We start from the raw sequence: 18460 nt of genomic DNA, 5'->3' as shown, positions 1-18460 counted from the left end.
AACATGAAACCACAATATAAATTTTTGAGCAAAATGCTGCTTTTCAAGGGGCGCACTCTTTGGTGCGGTTTACTGGCTTTGGTGTTGATACTGGGAGGCAGTTGCAAAAACAATCTCGTCGAAAAGCCTTATTCGTTTTTAGGGGAGGAAAATTCTTTTAAAACCGCAAGTGATGCTACGGTTGCACTTGATGCCGTATATGACCGGTTAAGAACCATATATGGTATGACAATGATTAACCTGGCTGATCTTAATTCAGAAGAATTGAACGTTGAGTCAACCGTTGGCGCCACGATATTAGATTTTAAAACCAATACCTATTCCTCCTCCAACCCTACTTTTGATTCTTTTTACACCAACTGTTACCTGTTGATTGACCGGGCAAACCGTGTGATCAAAAACGTTCCGGGGATTGCGATGGATGCTACCGCTAAAGCGCAGGTAATAGGGGAGGCGAAGTTCCTGAGGGCACTGACATACTTTAACCTGGTACAGGCATTCGGGGACGTGCCGTTGGTTACTACACCTACTTCCGATGTCGTGAATGTTAGTATACCGCGGACTGCCGCTAATGATATCTACACGCAGATCATTAATGATTTAAAAGATGCGGATGCCGCAGGGCTGCCGCTGAAATACACTGCCGCCGGGACGATCGGGCGGGCGACAAGCGGCGCCGTGAAGTCGATTCTTGCAAAAGTTTACCTTACCCGCAAGGACTACACCAATGCGGTTCTGTATGCCAAGCAAGTAATTGATTCTAAGTTATATAGCCTGTTTTTGGATTATAAGAACATTTTTCCGCCTGAAAACAAGAATGGCCAGGAGCATATTTTTTCAGCACAATACAGTTGTGTAAAGACGGCTTATGGCAGTCCGATGGCTGAATTTTTTTCAATTTATTTTTCATATCCTATCAACCAGGGCGGTGGGTCATACAATGTAGAACCCGCCTATGTAAATTCTTACCTGTCAGGCGACTATCGCAAACAAGTTACTATCATCACTCAAAAAGTAAATCCGGCAAACAATCAGTTGGTATCTGCCCGCAACGGCCCTTGTGTTGATAAATACTGGGACCCCTTACCTTGCGCGGAATTTGATGCGCGGAATAATTTTATGATTATACGTTATGCTGACGTGCTGCTTATGTATGCCGAAGCGATTAATGAAGTCAATGGTCCAACGCCTGATGCCTATGATGCCATTAATCAGGTGCGTACGCGTGCAAGAAACGGCAATTCATCAGCCAATCCTCAAAACCTGACCGGCTTATCGCAGGCTCAGTTCAGGGATGCGGTTTTACAGGAACGGGGCTGGGAGCTTTGTTTTGAGGGGCATCGCCGCTGGGATTTGTTAAGGACGGGCAAATATATTAGCACTTTGCAAGCTGCAGGAATACCGGTTTCACAAAAAAATCTGCTTTACCCTATCCCGCAGCACCAGATCGATGTAAATCCGGCACTTACACAAAATCCCGGTTATTGATCAGGTCCTGATCAAGGATAATCGCGAATGAAATGGGTTGAGAGGGTACTCGTTCTGAATTGGATTAAGCGGTTCGTATAGCAAAAGCATGATGATTATCTGTCTGACGCTGATTTTGCCGTAAGATTCAAATCAACTATCCTGCTTCATTTCCGACCGGAAAATCAGAAATCGAAAGCTTGTTGCCTTGGTTACCGGTACTGAGATACCAAAAGATGCATATCGTCCGGTAAACTTAAGCAGCGGCTGTTACCGATAGGCAAACCTGTATTATAACTAAACAGATGAAAAAAACATATAGAGTAATTGTATTGCTGATACTTTACGCTTTCAGGTCAAACGCTTCCGACAGGCCTACCGTAGTAGTTTATGGTGGAACGCCCGGCGGGATATCAGCTGCAGTAGCGGCGGCCAGACAGGGTGCTAAAGTCATTTTAATTGAGCAGACCCGCCATGTAGGTGGTATGAATACCAGTGGAATCGGAACTGCGGAAACCGAACATATGATTGAGGAAACGATCTCGGGAATTCCGCTGGAGGTCTATACCCGAATTGGTAAGGCTTACGGAATGAATAAACCCGCTTTTTACTTTGAATCGCATGTTGCAGAAAAAATATTTGTTGCTATGCTAACCGAACAGCATATCTCCGTTGTTTACGGTGCTTTTGTTCATATCGTAAATAAAAGAGGCGGCGCTATCCAAAGTATAACATTGACCAACGGAAAAAGAATAAGCGGAGATACTTTTATTGATGCAACTTATGAAGGCGATTTAATGGCAAGGGCAGGCGTATCCTATACCTTTGGGCGGGAAAGCAAAATGCAGTATGGCGAATCGCTTGCCGGTATACGTTTGTTGGATAAACCTATAGACGTTTCGCCCTATGATGACAATGGAAATTTACTTCCCGGATTTGCAGCAGCAAAAAATTTAATAAACGGGGAAGCCAGTAAAAGGATCATCAATTATAATTTCCGGTTGATGATGTCTACCAACACCGATAAGGTACCGTTTCCTCCGCCATCGCATTACGATGCAAACCGTTTCCTTACGCTCAGGCGCCTGCTGGCTAAGCATCCTGATACCATACTGGCAGATATTATCGATTTATATTCCTGGAACTATCCGCCGGGAAAGTTTGAAGCCAATAATAAACAAAATTCGGTTATCTCACTTGGGCTTTTTGGCGGTAACACCAGTTATCCGGATGCCGGGTACGAAAAGCGGAAACAAATTTTCCAGGATCATAAGGATTGGACATTAGGCCTTCTCTATTTTTTGCAGCATGATCAGTCCGTGCCAAAACAATTACTCGATGAGGCGAACAGATACGGTTTGGCGCCTGATGAATTTAAGGACAACCATAACTTTCCTTATTACTTGTATATCCGCGAAGCGCGCCGAATGATCGGAAGTTATGTACAAACACAAAAAGACATTTTTGAAGAAACTGCAAAAAATGATGCGATTGCATTGGGATCTCATTTTGTGGATTGCCATCACGTGCAAAAAGTGGCGATATCCAAAACACAATACATAAATGAAGGCCGTATCTGGGTTAAAGTCGACAAGCCGTATGAACTTGCTTATCGCATTATTACCCCGAAGCGAAATGACTGTACCAATTTATTGGTGCCGGTTTGTGTCTCCGCTTCCCACGTCGGTTTTTGCTCCATCAGGGTTGAGGTAACTTGGATGCAACTTGGCCAGGCCGCAGGTATAGCAGCAGTGATGGCTGCTAAAAACAAACAGCCTGTACAGGAAGTGAATACCAGGAAGCTGCAGGAGATTTTAAAACATGAGGGCGTTTTGTTTAATCGGGATGAGAAACAATGGATATCGAATGATAAACAGTGACAACCGGATTCTAAAGTCTGCTACCTTAATTGGGATTAACCCGATGGTCTTTGGTCCGGATAGCTGATCCTTCCATACCGCGGCAGGTAACTTTAAAATGACGGATCCCAATCGGCTGCGGTTCGCATCAAATTAAAGGGCAGAGGCTACAGTGATTTTGCGGATAGTGATCCTGTTGGGGGCCGCCTGATAATTAAGGTCGTTCGATTTGTCGGCTGTTACCCGAATAAAGCAAATGTAAACACTCGTAAATAATAAAGTTCACGGGTCGCAAGCTATATGATATTTAAAAACTTACAACAATGAAAAAGACACCATTGCTATATACCACTTTGTTAGCGGCGCTGGCAACGCTTTTGTTTTCCTGTAAAACAGAAAAGCCTTCAATTGCAGATCCTCCAAATAATCAAAGCAAGGCTTTGTCCGGCCAGGTCCAAATTACCCAGACGCCACTTGCCGCGTCCGACTTTGTCAATTCCGTTGGCGTTAATGTCCATCTCAGGTTTCCGATATATAAAAGCAGATTTGATGACGTTGTTTATCCGTCATTGAAGACGCTGGGGATTAAAAATATTCGTGATGCAGTGCCTTATCATGCTTTTATACCTTCCGCAGATACAGATTTGATTAAAAATCGGTTCATTAAACTTTATGAGGAACTGGGCATTAAAGTAAGTTATCTCCTGGATAGCAGAAAGGTGGTAGATAGTTTAAATTTACGCGATGATGCCGCATACCTTTCGATATTTAAAAATTCAGCCCGGCTGCGGCAAACTATACAGCATCTGGAAGGCTTTAATGAACCGGATCTAACTATCAACAGCTGGTATCCCAATGGATGGGATACCTTGACTTATAAAATTCAAAAAGCGCTATACACCAGGGCGCATGCTATGCCCGAGTTAGCAGGAATCAGGATAGTTAATACAAGCCTGGTAACTTACTGGAGTCTGCCCTCAAAACCCAATAAAGTAGCAGCTATTTCACCTTCGATCAGCAATTATTGCGATTACATAAATTTTCATACTTATGATAGCGGTAGCTCGAACTGGAAAATGTTTCCGGGAACTTATTTTGATTTAACAAAAGGCTTTTTTCCACCAATCCAAAATGGAAAACCTTTTATGATTACCGAGATTGGTTATGAAAATGCCCGTAATTATAACCTGCCCACATCAGCGGAGTACAATGCCAATGCGTATCATTATTTGTCCGAACTCAGTTCCGGGAAGTACTATTCCGTTTTATTTATGGAGCAGTTGAAGCGGGGAGCGGTTAAGACCTACGCCTATGAACTAATGGATCAAAACAGTAATGATCCCAATAATAGTGAGAATAACTTTGGTTTGATTCACACGGATGGTAGTGTTAAGCCGGCATTTACGGCCATCAAAAATACAATTGATTTACTGAAAGACGTTTCCGGTAGCATTACACTGGCCCCACTGACATATACAGTTGCCGGAGACACGACCAATCTCCGAACTTTGTTATTTCAAAAAAACACCGGCAGTTACTATTTAGCGCTCTGGCAGGGACAGCCCGCAGGTGTCAATTATGATTTTAAAAATTTTCAAGATTTGCCGGATGATGTGCAAAATATTTCAATAACATTCCCGCATAGTTTTTCGGTTGTAAAAACATACCAGCCACTGAGCTCTGTTAATGCAATCACAACAAGTACTCATATTTCAACTTTGGCTTTAGGCGTACCAGATCAATTGCTGATTGTTGAGCTTCAACCTTAACAGCTATGAAAATAATAGAAGCTATGCAGTTACCTTACCCTGTATGATATATCCTCTGAACCTTGAAAGGTAATCAGATAGTGTGCCGTTATCATTAAGGTTTTATTTAAGAACTGTTTAATCCCGGCAGAAGGGAGGCAATATTGATGAATTAATAAACTTGTAGTAAGACAGATGATCAAAAAGCCACCGGGGTCGTTGCAACCGCCCCGGTGGCATACAGGCCAGAGCGCTGTATAAGCAGGTAGTCGCTTCAATTAATTACGATCCATTTTTTAACCTTGTATCTGTTGCCTTTAAAACCGCCGGCCCTTTTAACGGAACCTTTACCTTTGGTGTAATTCAATGTCAAAAGGTTGAAGTTCCCTTTTTCAAAATTAAAACTGACACCGTCATCTTCGAATAAGGATGCAGGCTCTGCCCGTTCACCATACACCTGGCAAGTCAGCTCGAAGCGGGTATCCGGGCCTATATGGTCAACAGGTTCGGCCAGTGGTAATATAGTCCCTTCTTTAATAAAAACAGGCAGGTCGGTCAATCCGATTTTAACGGTGTATGCTTTTCCGCCAACGTATTTTTTTTGGGTGTTAAAGTCGTACCAGTTTCCGGCTGGCAGGTAAACCTTCCGTTCCTCCATGTCTTCGGTAAGCGGAGCGGCCAAAATTCCTTGTCCGATCATATATTCATCGTCAATATTAAAAACTTTTGCGTCTTCCGGGTAGTCGACCACCAAGGCCCTGAAAGGCGGAACGCCTTTGTTATGGTAATCAGCAAATGCGTTATAAAGATAAGGGACCAGGCTCATCCGGAAATCAAGCAGTTTACGTACGGCTGCTTCGACTGACTTTGCATTTTCCATCAATTGGTCCTTATTATTTTTTTCAATATCGATTTGAAGCCAGGGGGGATTTTGAAGGTACCAGGAGTTGTAAAGGGTTTGAGCAGAAAGTACGGCTGTTTGACTCCTGCGCAGCAGATCAGCGACAGACCTGGATTCCCTGACCTCAGGCGACCATAGTAGCCCGGAAAAACCGGCGTTACTGATCATTTGAATGTATTGATGATGATCGTAGGTATCGCTGTAAAGGGATGCCGGATAAGAGGAAGCAAACGCATTTGAGGCCCTGACATCCAAATAAGTGCGTGTATTTAATGCTTTGTAGATGCTATAGATCGCCTTTTGGTAAACGATGCCAAAGACCTGATGCATTTGCTCTCCGTTAATGCCAGACGGGAAGCGGCTGTGCTCAGGGAAACTCCAGGTTGCATCGCCCATCGTCAGGTTGGAGTTATCGCACTCGTCCATTTTAAAGCCTGATATGCCCTTTTGCACGAAGGTTTGTTTATGATAATCCGCAAATAATTTACTGGCGGAACTATCAACAAAATCTGGAACGAGCCCATTCCAGACCAAATAGTTCCCCGATTTATCTTTAAGTGCTGGGTAAAGGGGCGATTTGGGGTTTACGAAGGCATGCTCCCATAAATTTATGTGATAGCCTTTGGTCTTCATCGTGTCTATAAACTTATCATGCGACGGAAAAAAATCTTTGTTCCATACATAAGAACATGAGTAGGCCGTAGTCTGCCATTTGGGTTCCAGGCCAAGCACATCGCACGGAATTTTGTTTGCCCGGAAATAATCTGCCATTTTACCAACTTGCTGCTGGTTAAAATTACCTTTTACACGATACTTAACGCCTAATCCCCATAACGCCGGCAAAGCCCCGCCACCAGAAAAAAGATTATAGCGCTGCAAAACTTCCAGCATCTGCGGCCCTTCAAACACATAAACTTCCACGCCCTTTACGCCCGGCACATCTACCGCAACATAACCGGATGCCCTGCTTTCATTCTTGTATAATTCCTCCACTGAATTGCCATCTTTCGCGTCTTTTAACTTTACTATACCGGTATTCTTTGCCGTGCTGCCACAGTAAAAAGTGGTGTAATGAGACGTATTAACCAGGATGCCATACCCTTTATTAGATATATAAAATGGTTCGGGTGCATGAGTATAGCCCAAGTTATGCGAAGGGTTATCATTGACGATTGGCTTCTTTCTGAGTCCTTTTTGATTGAACGAGCCCATTTGTAAACCAAACCCATAAAGTTGCTCCTCGTCGGTCAGCGGAATTTCCACGACTATGCCGCGGTCAGATGCAGTTATTTTAATTTCATCCGTGTTAAAAGGCAGTTTACCCGCCGGCAGTTTAGCCATGGCATCTGTCATAGGTTTTGTACTGCAAAAACTATATGGCGAAAATTGTTCCGGTATGCCACATGTCAGTTTTTTTACACCAGGGGCAACGGTTGTGACCTGAATAGCTTGCTGAGAAACAGCGACCAAAGTCATGCGCTGAAAAAAGAACAACACCAAGTTGATTCGTAGTAAAAGCTTCATCATTTAATTACTCAATTATACTGGTTTTTAAAATGCGTTCAAATGTAAGGAGGCGTCAAACATCACCTCAGCCAATGCTAAATCGTTTGAACCGGATGGCCTTGGCCCGGTAATTTTTGAATATGCTGAAACCGGACGCAGCTTATGTTGAATCCAGTCGATACTAAATTTTGCGTTAAATTAATCGAATCATGGGCTAAATGTCAAGGTTTAATAAATTATCTTAGAAAAAGCACCATACCGGGTTCAGACAAATCGCCTTTTGTGGCACTCCTCAAACAACTTTGTCTATTAAGTTACCTGGGATAGCCAGTTCGTTAGGTCTGATGATTACTTTTTGGGTGATATCAACTGGTTTACTGCCTGCCAGGTCCCGCGCAATGATTTTCTTGCATCGTGTTGTGGATGCGTTCCGGATGGTTAACTGATTGTAGCAACCAGATATACCAAGTGGTTTATCAAGAAAATCCACCTTGAACAGCACATTTGCGCGCGCTGTAATGTAAGCCCGCTTTATTGTCCTTCCGATGGATGATACGACGATGGCCATATCGGGATATTTTGAAGTCAGCATATATGGCTGTAGAGTATCACCTTTACCGTTCAAAGAAAATTTGAGAGACGAATTAGGGCAGGTGATCCACGTAAACGGCGGCGAAGTAGTGAACGGATAAAAAATTAACAGGTTGAGCTGGCGAACAAATTGATTGCTATATCGCGAGCAACAGTTCCACTCGGCTACCGAGGCGCGGGTGGTAAGATGGTGTGTACCTGATATAGCCATAGTCCTGAAGCTGGCTAATGCATTTGTGATAAGTGATGTTACTTTGAATGCGAGACAACTTCATAAGTTTCCTTCGGGAAACATTTATAGATTTTTTCATGCCGGCGGATTGCCATAAAAAGTAAATCGCCATATAGAGACTCAGGTGCCCGGCGGTAATCCGGGCGTCTTCGCTGAAGCAGTGAAATAGACGGGATAAATGTTGAGCAGCGGACATGTTAACGAAATGCCTCCCTGCTGTTTTCCAATAATTTAATGATGTCCCGATGGCGATAATAATAAGTTCCCCCAATCTTGGAGTAAGATAATCTACCCCCTGTCCGGAGATTTTGCAAAGTGCCCTGTGATACTTTCAACAGTTGCCTGACTTCAGCACCTTTGAGCCATTCTTTTTGGATATCTTTTTTTGTGTTCAACAAATCATTGATATCATTAAGTAATTGCAGCCTGAAATGCTGCAGATCTTCTTTGGTAATAATCTCTACACTCATGGTCTATACGATATGGTAATGTTGTTGAATGGATTTCTTTTGAATGATGGTATTGATAAATATTCCGAGGTCGAGCAGACACAGGATACGCTTACGATAATTCATACTACCTGAATTCTTTGCGATATTTATAATTTTATATGCAATGGTTCTCGTCATGTTGTACATCGGGCATTATGATTTTTTTTAATTTCCTGCAATTACTTTTTATCGCTTGCAAACAGGTAGATCCCGGGGAACAAGAATGATTTTACTGCGCCTCTTCTTGTTGAAAGATGGGAAATATTGTAAATAACCAAAGTCATGCAGGTCCCGGATACAGCGATGATAAGTAGCCCGAGAAGAAATCCGGGCCACCTCCATCACCTCGTAACTATAAACCTCGATATGATCCGTAAACCCGCCACGCTGCCACAACTGCAGGAGCGTAGCAAAAAGGCCAATATGGGCAATACAGATCCGGGGATCGCTGCCGACCCGTTCAAAGAATACCCATAAAGGCCTGCACAGCTCCATACTCAGATCTTAACAGCTTGCTTGCGCTGCGGGGCCGGTTCCTGTTTTTGCCCGGTTGCTGCTTTCTGACCTGCTGGTGCTGCCTCATCCGCCGCTTGGGTGCCATCTTTGGCTGCGGTTACTTTAGCTATAGCCGCCCGTTGCACTTCCTGCGGTGATAGATCCGACTTTTGGCTTTGTCCAAAGGCCTGCCTGTTCACCGGTTTGATATCCAGCTTTTGGCCGTTCTCATCATAAAAGTCGATGCGCATCATCGGCGCATTCACCACCATTTGAGCTTTTACCTCCTGGCCGTCCTTTAATACGTTAACTTCAACCTGGTTTCCTTTTTGCAATTGCGCCAGCAAACGCGCCTGCATGTATTTCTCTTCCGCGCCGACAATCGGGAATTTTTCCAGTGCCTTACCCTGGTCATGCCAGCGGATCATCTTGGGTAAAAAGTTCCCGTGCTGATCGGCCTCTTTAAAGTTGAGCGCCCGCCAGGCCCAGTAAGTTTCACCGGTCGGCACCATTTTCAGTTTACCGTCCATTTCTTTCCTTTCCAAAACAGGTTGTTCCCGGTAAACCGCACGACCGTCCATCATATTGTAGCGTTCCTGGAGCGTGTAGTTATATTTCGGCCCGACAAAGAAGGTCTGCGAAAGGTCTTCCATACCTTCTTTTTTTAGCGTCGAAGTGAAACGGTTAAAAAACGTAAGGTCTTTAGCGGTATCATCGCCCTTAGAGAAATACAGCACCGAATGCAGTTCGTCCTTTCCGAACTTTCGTGTGTGGTCCAGTGTAAACTCGGTCAGGTTCTGTTCCATTTTTGTATGTAAGGATTTCGCGATTTCTTCGCCAAAGCCCAGATACTGAAGTTGCTCCCTGTTGTACTCAAAACTTTCCTGATTCATAATACTTAAATTTTAATGGTTAATACTTCTTTGATTAAATGTGTGGGATAGGTTGAAGCAGCTAAAAGCCTTGGATCCGTCTATTGCAACTGATCATCATGCAGCCTGATGGCACCGCCGCTATGGTATAAGCGGGCATACAGCCTTTGTTCGATGGTCAGCGGAGGGTATAGCGAATGGGGCGTTGAGCATTGCAGCCTGCCGTCCCGGTTGCCATGAACCCTGAACAGGGCGATACCGCAGTGCTTTTCCGGGTAACTGTCCGGGTCCGGGTTGAGCAAGCGCCCGCGGTATTCCCCTACCAGGATCAGATCGGCAGGCTTTTTATCCGTCGCCAGTCCTTTGGCTTTTTCACGCTGAAAAATTGCGCCGTCCGCCTGGCTCTTGAAATGTTTTAAAATAGCCACCTCGTGCCCGATCTCATAAATGTGGTGCCCCGGATGGGTATGCTTGATCACCAGAAAGCGCTTCACTTCTTTTCGCGGCTCGATATCCTGCCGCCAGTGCACGGGGATAAACATCTCCGTCTGCAGGTAAGGGCCGAGGCCGTCTATTTTGCAAAAGGGTTGCAGCTCCACATCAAGTTCCGCTAATTGCTGCCTGATATCCGGCAGGTTACCTTCACCTATCACTGGTTTTTGATCGAAGCCTGCCGCCAGGTTGGCCACCGGAATAAGGGCATCATCCGCCGCTGCAAAACCCTGCATGAGATAATCGAATACATTGTTCGATGCCGACCAGAATTCCGAAGCTTCACCGATGGAAACATACCCATGAAAGACAGGTTGATCCCTGCTCCGGTCAAAGGCCGCCCGGTTCCATTTTTGCTCCGCGGCTTTGGAAAAAAAATTGGCAATGGCTTTGCGATCCGTTAATTCCATAGCCAAAAGATTAATGCAATACCTTGTTGTCGCGCAGCAGCAGTTCGTGCCCGTCCTTCAGTTTTCCTTTCACGCGTTTGACCTTTTTGGAGAAAAGCCCTTTGGCCGTATTGATCCCGGCCGTCGTCAGCTGCGCTGTCACCGAGGGGTCGAGGCTCAGCATATCCATGGACTGCACCCCGCTGACGGCGCCTTCGCGCAGCGCTTCACCGGTTACGGCTTCCGGCACGCTGATGCCCTCCATACCGTCCGTCCGGTCATACACGGTCAGGTCGACGGGGATAATGTTCAGTCCCACATGGATCAGTTTGATATTGATTTTTACCCGCTGGTTATAGAGGTCGCCGCTGCCATAGATCAGTTGCCCTTTGGCGAAGAGTTGCCCGTTCAGCCTTACCGAGTCCAGCAGGCGTATGCGGATCACCGTGCCCTGCACGATCTTCTGGTTGCCATCGATCACTGCGGGGATCGCCTGGAATTGTTCCGGTGCAGTTTTTACAACGATGTCCTCTTTTTTATCCTTCAGCCGCTCCGGGTGCTGGATATCCAGGATTTTTTCCAGTAAGCCGTTCATCTGTTTCATTTCCGGGTCTTCGCTTAGGGGCGCAGGATATCGCATGGAATCCGGGCGGCGGTTAAGCGCTGGTTTAGGTATTGTTGTACACACTGGCGCAGGCGGTTTGTTGATCACCGATTGTAACTGTTTTAACCGCTGGCTGATCTTGGCGGCATTAACCGCCGGGTCACCGTTATTGCGGGAAACCTGGTCGTCCAAAAGCGAGGGCTGGCGAGGGGAAAAAGGGAGGTTGTCGTCCGGCGGGGCGAAGGCCCCGCTGTCCGCGCCGCGTTTGAAAAAAGGGTCTGTCTTGCGCAGTTGCGCCTGTTTATCGGAGTCGGCACGGGCACGGTCGTAAAAGCTCATTTTATCGCCGTCCTGGTTGCCGCCCAGCAGCGCGGGTGGTATTTTGTACCGGAGGTTTTGCCGGACCGTGCTTTGCCGTTCCGGGCCTTTGCCGCCGTCGAAGGCCCAGAAGCATACGGTGCTCAGGCAGAAAATAATAAGCGGCATGACCAGCAGGGCTTTCCGCTGGCGTTGCAGTTTTAAAGGGTTTTTGGTTTCCATATTAATGATTGCTGATGGTTAAAACTTTGTTTTCTATGGTGCTCCAGTGCTCGATGAGGAAGCCGAGGAGGTTGTTGTCGCTGCGTTCCACTTCGCGGAGGTCGCCTTCGGTGATGAGGCTTTGCGCGACCTGGCTGGTGGAGCGGATAATGCGCAGGGTGGCATAGCACCGGAAATGGTAAGGACTGGCGCGGGTATCGACCTGTACGCTGTCGACGTTGAGGCGCTGGCTGATATTGCCGGCGATGATATTGGCATAATAGCCGCTGACGGAAAGGCTGTCGTAGACTTTGCGGGCGGAATTGTCCGCGAGGTAAAGGGCGCGGGACAGGTTGCGTTTGTTGACCTTTTCGTCGGGGTCGAGGGTGAAGAACAGCTCGTGGAAGGCGCGGACATGGCCGCGGGCGGCGAGGGGCAGGTACTCGGCGCGTTCGACGGCTTTGGCTGACCAGGCGGTATTGCCGGAAAGGACGTAGACCTTTTTTTGCAGGGCGACCGATTCGGATTTCAGCAGCCAGGCCATGAAGCAGACGGCGGCAAAGGCCAGCAGGATGATGGCGATGCTGAAAACGCGTACATGCTGGAACGCGGTCTCCAGGTTTTTGAGTTTTTTAAACATGGTCAGGATGTTTTACCGGAGCCACCTTTCAGCTTTTCCGTGTTGTAATTGTTGTTTTGCGTTTGTTTGCTGCTGTTTTGCTGGTTATTGACCTGGCTGTTGCCGGAAAAAGCGTTCCGTATGACGGAGCCGCTGAACCAGGATACGGCCATCGAGGCCACCGCCGAGGTTTTGTTGAACAGGGCGTGCCCGCCGACGTTCATGATGTAATTCGCGATGCTCGGTACGGTGAAGTATCCGAGGATACCGATCAGCAGGAAGATCAGGTAGGCCGTGCTCGTATTGCCGAATTCGTTGCCGCCGGGGTTACCGCTCTGGATGGCCAGCAGCATGTTCACCTGGATCCTGGCGATGATGGCCCCGAAAATATTGGCGACGGGCAGCCACATGAACACGTTGACATAACGGGCGATCCATTGCTTCAGCGTGTGCTGGAAGCCGTCGAAAATGCTCAGCCCGAAGCAAAGCGGTCCGAGAATGGCCAGCACGATGAGTTTAAACGTACGGATCGTGTCAAGGCATAGTGCCGCGGCCTGGAAGAGTACGTTAAGTACTTCATAGATGAATTTACGCGCCCAGTTCTTGATGCTCCAGCCGGAAAAGGCATCCGAAATGGGGTTGCCCGCGCTGGCATCGGTACCGTCGGGGTGGCTGTACTGGTACCATTTGTCCGGGTCGGAATTGAGTTCGCCGGGCGTTTGCTCGTTATCGTTTTGCGGTTGTTCACTAAGCAGGCGCTCGATGGCCTGGTTGGAATTGGTCACCATATTTTCCGTGGCGGTCACTACGGGCTGGAGCAAGCCGTTCATCAGGCGGAGTACCAGCGGAAAGAAGGCGACGCAAAAGCCGATGCCGAACGGGCGCAGGAGGGGATAATAATCGATGGGTTCGGCTGCGGCGAGGTGTTTCCAAACACGGGCGGCGATATACCATAAAGCGGCGAAACCACCGATGGCGCGGGCGACGCCGATCATGCCGCTGCAAAGCGGGATCATCTGGTCGTAAAGCTGACTGAGCATGTCCTGCAGGCTGTGCAGGTCGTAGGCTACGCCCTCGGCATGGGAAAGTAAAGGGCAAAGCACGCCCAGGGTTGCCAATGTCGCAACTGTTAACGTTTTCTTTTTCATAAGATCAGGGTTTAATGCCGTAAATAGAATGCAGCGCCTGCCTGTCCTGTTCGATCAGCGCGCGTTGTTTCACCATAGCCGATGCCTGCCCATTAAAGCGCCGCAGGTAAGTCAGCTGATTGTGGCTTTCGTGGTACAGCCGGTCGATGGCCCTGAGCCGCTCCGCATCGCTCATCCGCAGCTGGCTGTCTGTAATGATCATCACCAGGTTATCGAGGTTTTGCAGGCTGGCACTGACGAGGTTATTATAAACGGTCATCATATAAGTCAGTTCATCGGGCTTGAACCGGCCGCTGCGGCTGAATGAACCGGACGCTTGCCGGTATTCGCTGACGAGCGTCGCCTGGTCGTTGATGATATCCGTGATGCGGGGGTACTTGCGTACGGCAGGGCTGATGAGGTAAAGCCCGTCGAGAAATGCCTCGTGCAGGCTGAAGTTACCCTGCGCGACACCTTTTACGGCGCTATATCCTTTGGACAATACCTCGTAGCCCTGGTACATCTGGCTGAGGATGTTTTTCAGACTGGCCAGTTTTTCATAGTCGAGTATGAGCTGCTGGATGCAATCATCGACCGATTGCGCTTTTGATTGTCGCGGCAGCATGCCGCAAAGCCCCGCCGTCAGCAGGATCATAAAAATTAACTTTTTCATCGCTTTCAAGATCTCTTTTCATGTTTGTTTTGGCTATTGTATGCCGTAAAGTTTTTTCATCTGCGCCCGGTCTTTTTGCTGCTTTTGCCGGTTCAGCGCCAGCTTGCGGCATTTATTGCTGAAGTAAGTAGCAAAGGCCTGCTTGTCTTTCATGCGTGCGTAGAGCTGATCCAGCCGGCTGAGGCGCTCGGCGTCGCTTAGCTGCAACCTGCCCGGCGTCAGCACGTCGGTTAGTTCGTCCATATCCGTTTTACATTTGGCCAGCAGGCCGGCGCTTACTTTGTCGAGGTATCGCAGCTCGGTCAGGGTCAATAAGTTTTGTTTGGCCTGCCATTGTTTTTCGTTCGCGAACAGCGAACGGATATGCCGGTACAGGCTGTCGGTGGCCCGGCCTTTCGGGTCGTTTTTCACCACGGGCGCTACCTGCTGCAAAGCATTGAAATAAGCCGTATGCAGGCTGAAAGTGCTGTTCTTCAGGTCATGCGCTACCGTCAGGCCTTTACCGGCGATGGTGTAACCGGTTTTGATAGCGCTCAGGTAAAGCTGGTAACCGGCGACTTGTTCGGTCATCAGTTTTTTCTTCGTGGCCTGCTGGCTGAAGAAGCCGCCCAGGAACTGGGCTTTGGCCTGCATAATGCCGGGGCTGGCGAGGGAAAAAATAAGGACGGCGGCTGAGCGCGCGGGTTTGCTGAATAGGTTTTTCATATCATTAGGTTTATTGTATCCAATAAAATTGCTTCACCGCCGCGCGGTCACGTCCGTCTTTGGCCCGGAGCAGGCTGAGGCTTGTGTTCTGCCTGTTGAACTGCCGCAGGTGGCCGAGGTTAGTTTGCATGGCTTTGGCCGCCAGGTTGATCCGCTCCAGGCGTTCGGCATCGTCCATCTGCGCCGCCAGGTCGCTGATAACCGTGATGGTTTCGTCGAGGTTACGCAGGCTTTCCTGTAAGATGCCGTTATAGATATTGCCCATGTACTTCAATTCCGTGGGGCTGAAATGCGGGTCGCGATTGAACTGCGCGCTGGCGTTCCGGTATTCACTGACAAGCTGGCTTTGCTGGATGACGATGCGTTTGACCGCATCATAACTGGCGATCAGTCGCCTGACTTTGGAGAGTTCCTGGTAATAACCGGCATAGAGATCCTTTTCCTTGCTGAGCCAGTCCGAGATCCCGTTCAGGCTGTTGAGGTGCAAAGTGTTTTCGATCTGCTTTTCGGCGTTTTGCAGCGCGATGGTCCGGTTTTGCAGGCGCTGCACTTTGATGTCGATGGCGACGATCACCTTTTTGATCAGGCCGGTAAAGGCGCTGGCTGCAGGTACTTGCGCTTTGGCTTCAGGCGGGCACAGGAAAAACAACACGCAGCCCACCAGGATGAGAATATATCTTTTCATGCTATTTCTGATTAAGTTTTTCGGCAACCAGCGCGGCGATGCCCGCCTCGATGCCGCCGTGTTTTTCCGCGTATTCCCTTACCTGAACCCGCTCGCGGCCCTCGGTAGTAAAAGCGTAATATTCTTCGGGGCAGAGTTCGTTTTTGTAGACCTTCATGACCTGCCCGCCGATGTCCACGAAAATCTCCCGGTTATCTTTATTCACTGACAGCAGGATGGTTTTCCCTTTATCCGATAAACCCAGCGCGTTTTGCAGTTTGTCGAACTTGCCCTGGAACTTGCGCATGTCCATCAGGATTTTAATATCCGCGTTATTGATAATGGCATCCTTGATAACCGGTGAGGAAATCAGGTCGTCCAGTTCCTGCGTACTCACGATAGGCACCCCGTTGAACTTACGGATGGTTTTAAAAGCGTAACGCAGGAACTCGGCCATGCCCGATTTGGCGATGGCCTTCCAGGCTTCGTCTATCGTAAGGACTTTACGGACGCCGGCCAGTTTGCGCATTTTGGAAATGAACAGTTCCATAATGATGAGCGTCACGACCGGGAAAAGGATCGGGTGGTCCTTGATCTGGTCGAGCTCGAACACAATGAACGGCTGGCTGAGCAGGTCGAGGTTCTCCCGGGCGTTCAGCAGGTAATCGAATTCCCCGCCTTTGTAATAAGGCCGTAATACATACAGGAAATTGTCCATATCAAACGCACTTTCTTTTACCCGGTGGCTTTTCAGCACTTCGCGGTAGTCGCGTTCAAGATATTCATAGAAAGAATCGAAGCCGGGGAATACCGGGGTGTTTTGGGCGAGGTATTCATAATAACCCTGCAAGGCGTTGGATAGGGCCACGTATTCCGCCCGGTTGAACGTTTCGTTTTCGCCTTTCCAAAGGGAAACCAGCAAGGCTTTTAAACTTTCTTTTTTCTCGGTGTCGAGCACTTCGCCTTTGGAAAGATAGAACGGGTTAAAACGGATCGGGTCCGTTTCGGTATAGCTGAAATAATAGCCCTTCACGGTATCGCAGAGGCCAAGGTAACTGCCTCCGATATCGACGGTTACGCAATGTGCGCCCTGGTCATAGAGCGAACGCAGGATATGGTTAACGGTCATGGATTTGCCGCCGCCCGATGTACCGCACACCAGCGTGCCCATATTGGAGGTGATGCCTTCTTTGCGCGGTGCATCGAAAAGATCGGCATAGACCGGGCGGCCGGAAAGGCGGTCGCAGAAGCGAATGCCTGCACCGGCCGGGCCGCTCTGATAATTGCTTTCGAGGTTCAGGAAGCAGGCGGCCTGTTCGGCGAAGGTATCGAAAGTGTCATTGACCGGGAAATCGCCTGCATTGCCGGGAATGCCCGCCCACCAGATCTGCGCCGCGCCGTCAGTTTCCGGTTTGGCGGAGGCATCCATAGCGGCGAGCGCCGATAAGACCTGGTTGCCTTTGCTTAACAGCTGTTCCCGGTCATCCGACCAGACCATCACGTTAAAGTGTGCTTTGACCGGCAGGCGCTGGCGGCTGATGGCCTCGTTCAGGTATTCGTTCGTGGCCTCCAGCGAGATAGCATTCTCCCGGGAATAAGCCGAGAGCGATTGCAGCCGCAGCCTTTTCTTTTCCAGTTGTTTGAGTGTAGCCTGCGCATCACCAACAAAAATGTACTGGTTATAGATATGGCTGGTTTGCAGCAGCAGGCCGAGCCGGGCGGCGAAGCTGACCGGGAATTTGGTCTGGTCGGTAGAATAGGTTTCGTAGGTCAAGCGCGAACCGCAGTTGGCCGGCAGGCTTTCGGTATCGCCAAGGGTATAAATGGCCATTTGCCGGTTGCCGATACGTACTGCTTCGTCAAAGCTGATATCCTGGTATAAAGCCGGGTCATCCCTTTCCGCTAAAAAACAATAGCGTTCGATCAGTCCGGTTTTTTTTAGCTGGCTTTGCAGGTCGGCGGCGGTTAAGGGCGTAACGCTCATCAGTCGGGTATCTTCCAGCAGGCGTTTGAACCGGGCGCCCACATCGCGAAATTCTCGGACGGCTTGTGCGCCCAATAATTCTTTGGGTACCAGGGTCTGCCGGATCAGGCTGGAAAACAGCGAGCCGGTGGGTTTGCTGCCCTGCGGTTTTTTGGTCAGGTAAACGACGCAGTCATGCGCCAGGTATTTCCGGCCTTCAAAGTAACGGGCGCTGGCCTGGTTCAGAAAGCTTTGACCGCAGCAGGTTTCGCCCTGCGTGGTTTCTCTTTGTAAAAACCAGTCCTGTTTATGCAGCACGCTGTCTTTGGGCAGTACCCGGATGGCTTTTACCCAGGCCTGGTGCAGGTGCTCGTAATCCTCATCCGAGAGCGTAAACACTTCCGGCAGGCTGATGCGGAAGGCCAGTGTAAACGCCCCTTGTTTGGAGAGTATAGCGTCGTTTTCGATCCCGAGGATGGGCAGTATGTTTTTGAGTTGTTTTTCCATGTCACGTATCTTTTTCACATCATTTATAGCCCTCTC

Annotated in this window: 16 protein-coding genes; 4 read left to right on the top strand and 12 right to left on the bottom strand. The window is 48.5% G+C overall.

Annotated elements, in window-relative coordinates:
- Positions 1-3 precede the first annotated feature (3 nt).
- The 3 genes from ABID99_RS18005 to ABID99_RS17995 all read left to right on the top strand — a co-directional run bounded on the left by ABID99_RS18005 (position 4) and on the right by ABID99_RS17995 (position 5095).
- Positions 4-1488 carry a RagB/SusD family nutrient uptake outer membrane protein gene (locus ABID99_RS18005; protein ID WP_373614643.1) on the top strand — a complete coding sequence of 495 codons (1485 nt, stop codon included), beginning with the start codon at positions 4-6 and terminating at the stop codon, positions 1486-1488.
- A gap of 284 nt (positions 1489-1772) precedes the next feature.
- A complete protein-coding gene (locus ABID99_RS18000) occupies positions 1773-3347 on the top strand; it encodes an FAD-dependent oxidoreductase (protein ID WP_373614642.1) in 1575 nt (524 codons plus the stop codon).
- Positions 3348-3649: 302 nt separating this feature from the next.
- Complete coding sequence (locus tag ABID99_RS17995; protein WP_373614641.1) at positions 3650-5095, top strand: hypothetical protein; 1446 nt, start codon at positions 3650-3652, stop codon at positions 5093-5095.
- A 253-nt stretch (positions 5096-5348) separates the two neighbouring features.
- On the opposite strand, the gene ABID99_RS17990 is transcribed toward ABID99_RS17995, so the two are convergent.
- From ABID99_RS17990 to ABID99_RS17980, 3 genes are all read right to left on the bottom strand, one after another.
- Positions 5349-7502 carry a TIM-barrel domain-containing protein gene (locus ABID99_RS17990; protein ID WP_373614640.1) on the bottom strand — a complete coding sequence of 718 codons (2154 nt, stop codon included), beginning with the start codon at positions 7500-7502 and terminating at the stop codon, positions 5349-5351.
- A 271-nt stretch (positions 7503-7773) separates the two neighbouring features.
- Positions 7774-8283 (bottom strand): hypothetical protein, encoded by a 510-nt coding sequence (locus tag ABID99_RS17985; protein ID WP_373614639.1) that lies wholly within the window; start codon positions 8281-8283, stop codon positions 7774-7776.
- 218 nt (positions 8284-8501) lie between these two features.
- Complete coding sequence (locus ABID99_RS17980) at positions 8502-8774, bottom strand: helix-turn-helix domain-containing protein (RefSeq protein ID WP_176628728.1); 273 nt, start codon at positions 8772-8774, stop codon at positions 8502-8504.
- A gap of 303 nt (positions 8775-9077) precedes the next feature.
- Here ABID99_RS17980 and ABID99_RS17975 point away from each other — a divergent pair, with 303 nt between their 5' ends.
- Positions 9078-9272 carry a hypothetical protein gene (locus ABID99_RS17975; RefSeq protein WP_373614638.1) on the top strand — a complete coding sequence of 65 codons (195 nt, stop codon included), beginning with the start codon at positions 9078-9080 and terminating at the stop codon, positions 9270-9272.
- A 20-nt stretch (positions 9273-9292) separates the two neighbouring features.
- Here the strand turns inward: ABID99_RS17975 and ABID99_RS17970 are convergent, their stop codons facing one another.
- The 9 genes from ABID99_RS17970 to ABID99_RS17930 all read right to left on the bottom strand — a co-directional run bounded on the left by ABID99_RS17970 (position 9293) and on the right by ABID99_RS17930 (position 18424).
- On the bottom strand, positions 9293-10183 hold the full coding sequence (locus ABID99_RS17970; protein WP_373614637.1) for a hypothetical protein: 891 nt from the start codon (positions 10181-10183) through the stop codon (positions 9293-9295).
- An 80-nt stretch (positions 10184-10263) separates the two neighbouring features.
- Positions 10264-11064, bottom strand: a complete 801-nt coding sequence (locus ABID99_RS17965) for a hypothetical protein (RefSeq protein WP_373614636.1) — start codon at positions 11062-11064, stop codon at positions 10264-10266.
- Between the two features lie 10 nt (positions 11065-11074).
- Positions 11075-12187, bottom strand: coding sequence for a conjugative transposon protein TraM (locus tag ABID99_RS17960; RefSeq protein WP_373614635.1), 1113 nt, complete (start codon positions 12185-12187; stop codon positions 11075-11077).
- Position 12188: 1 nt separating this feature from the next.
- On the bottom strand, positions 12189-12806 hold the full coding sequence (gene traK, locus ABID99_RS17955) for a conjugative transposon protein TraK (protein WP_373614634.1): 618 nt from the start codon (positions 12804-12806) through the stop codon (positions 12189-12191).
- Between the two features lie 2 nt (positions 12807-12808).
- On the bottom strand, positions 12809-13933 hold the full coding sequence (gene traJ / locus ABID99_RS17950) for a conjugative transposon protein TraJ (protein ID WP_373614633.1): 1125 nt from the start codon (positions 13931-13933) through the stop codon (positions 12809-12811).
- Between the two features lie 4 nt (positions 13934-13937).
- Positions 13938-14585: a TerB family tellurite resistance protein gene (locus tag ABID99_RS17945; RefSeq protein WP_373614631.1), complete on the bottom strand. Its 648-nt coding sequence runs from the start codon at positions 14583-14585 to the stop codon at positions 13938-13940.
- A gap of 33 nt (positions 14586-14618) precedes the next feature.
- A complete protein-coding gene (locus tag ABID99_RS17940; protein ID WP_373614630.1) occupies positions 14619-15290 on the bottom strand; it encodes a hypothetical protein in 672 nt (223 codons plus the stop codon).
- Between the two features lie 10 nt (positions 15291-15300).
- Positions 15301-15975 carry a conjugal transfer protein TraI gene (locus tag ABID99_RS17935; protein ID WP_373614629.1) on the bottom strand — a complete coding sequence of 225 codons (675 nt, stop codon included), beginning with the start codon at positions 15973-15975 and terminating at the stop codon, positions 15301-15303.
- Position 15976: 1 nt separating this feature from the next.
- On the bottom strand, positions 15977-18424 hold the full coding sequence (locus tag ABID99_RS17930) for a TraG family conjugative transposon ATPase (protein WP_373614628.1): 2448 nt from the start codon (positions 18422-18424) through the stop codon (positions 15977-15979).
- Between the last annotated feature and the right edge of the window lie 36 nt (positions 18425-18460).

Source organism: Mucilaginibacter sp. OAE612, assembly GCF_041806395.1.
Lineage (GTDB): Bacteria > Bacteroidota > Bacteroidia > Sphingobacteriales > Sphingobacteriaceae > Mucilaginibacter > Mucilaginibacter rubeus.
Note: the sequence above shows the minus strand (reverse complement) of the source record. Positions and strands in the feature narration are given on the sequence as shown.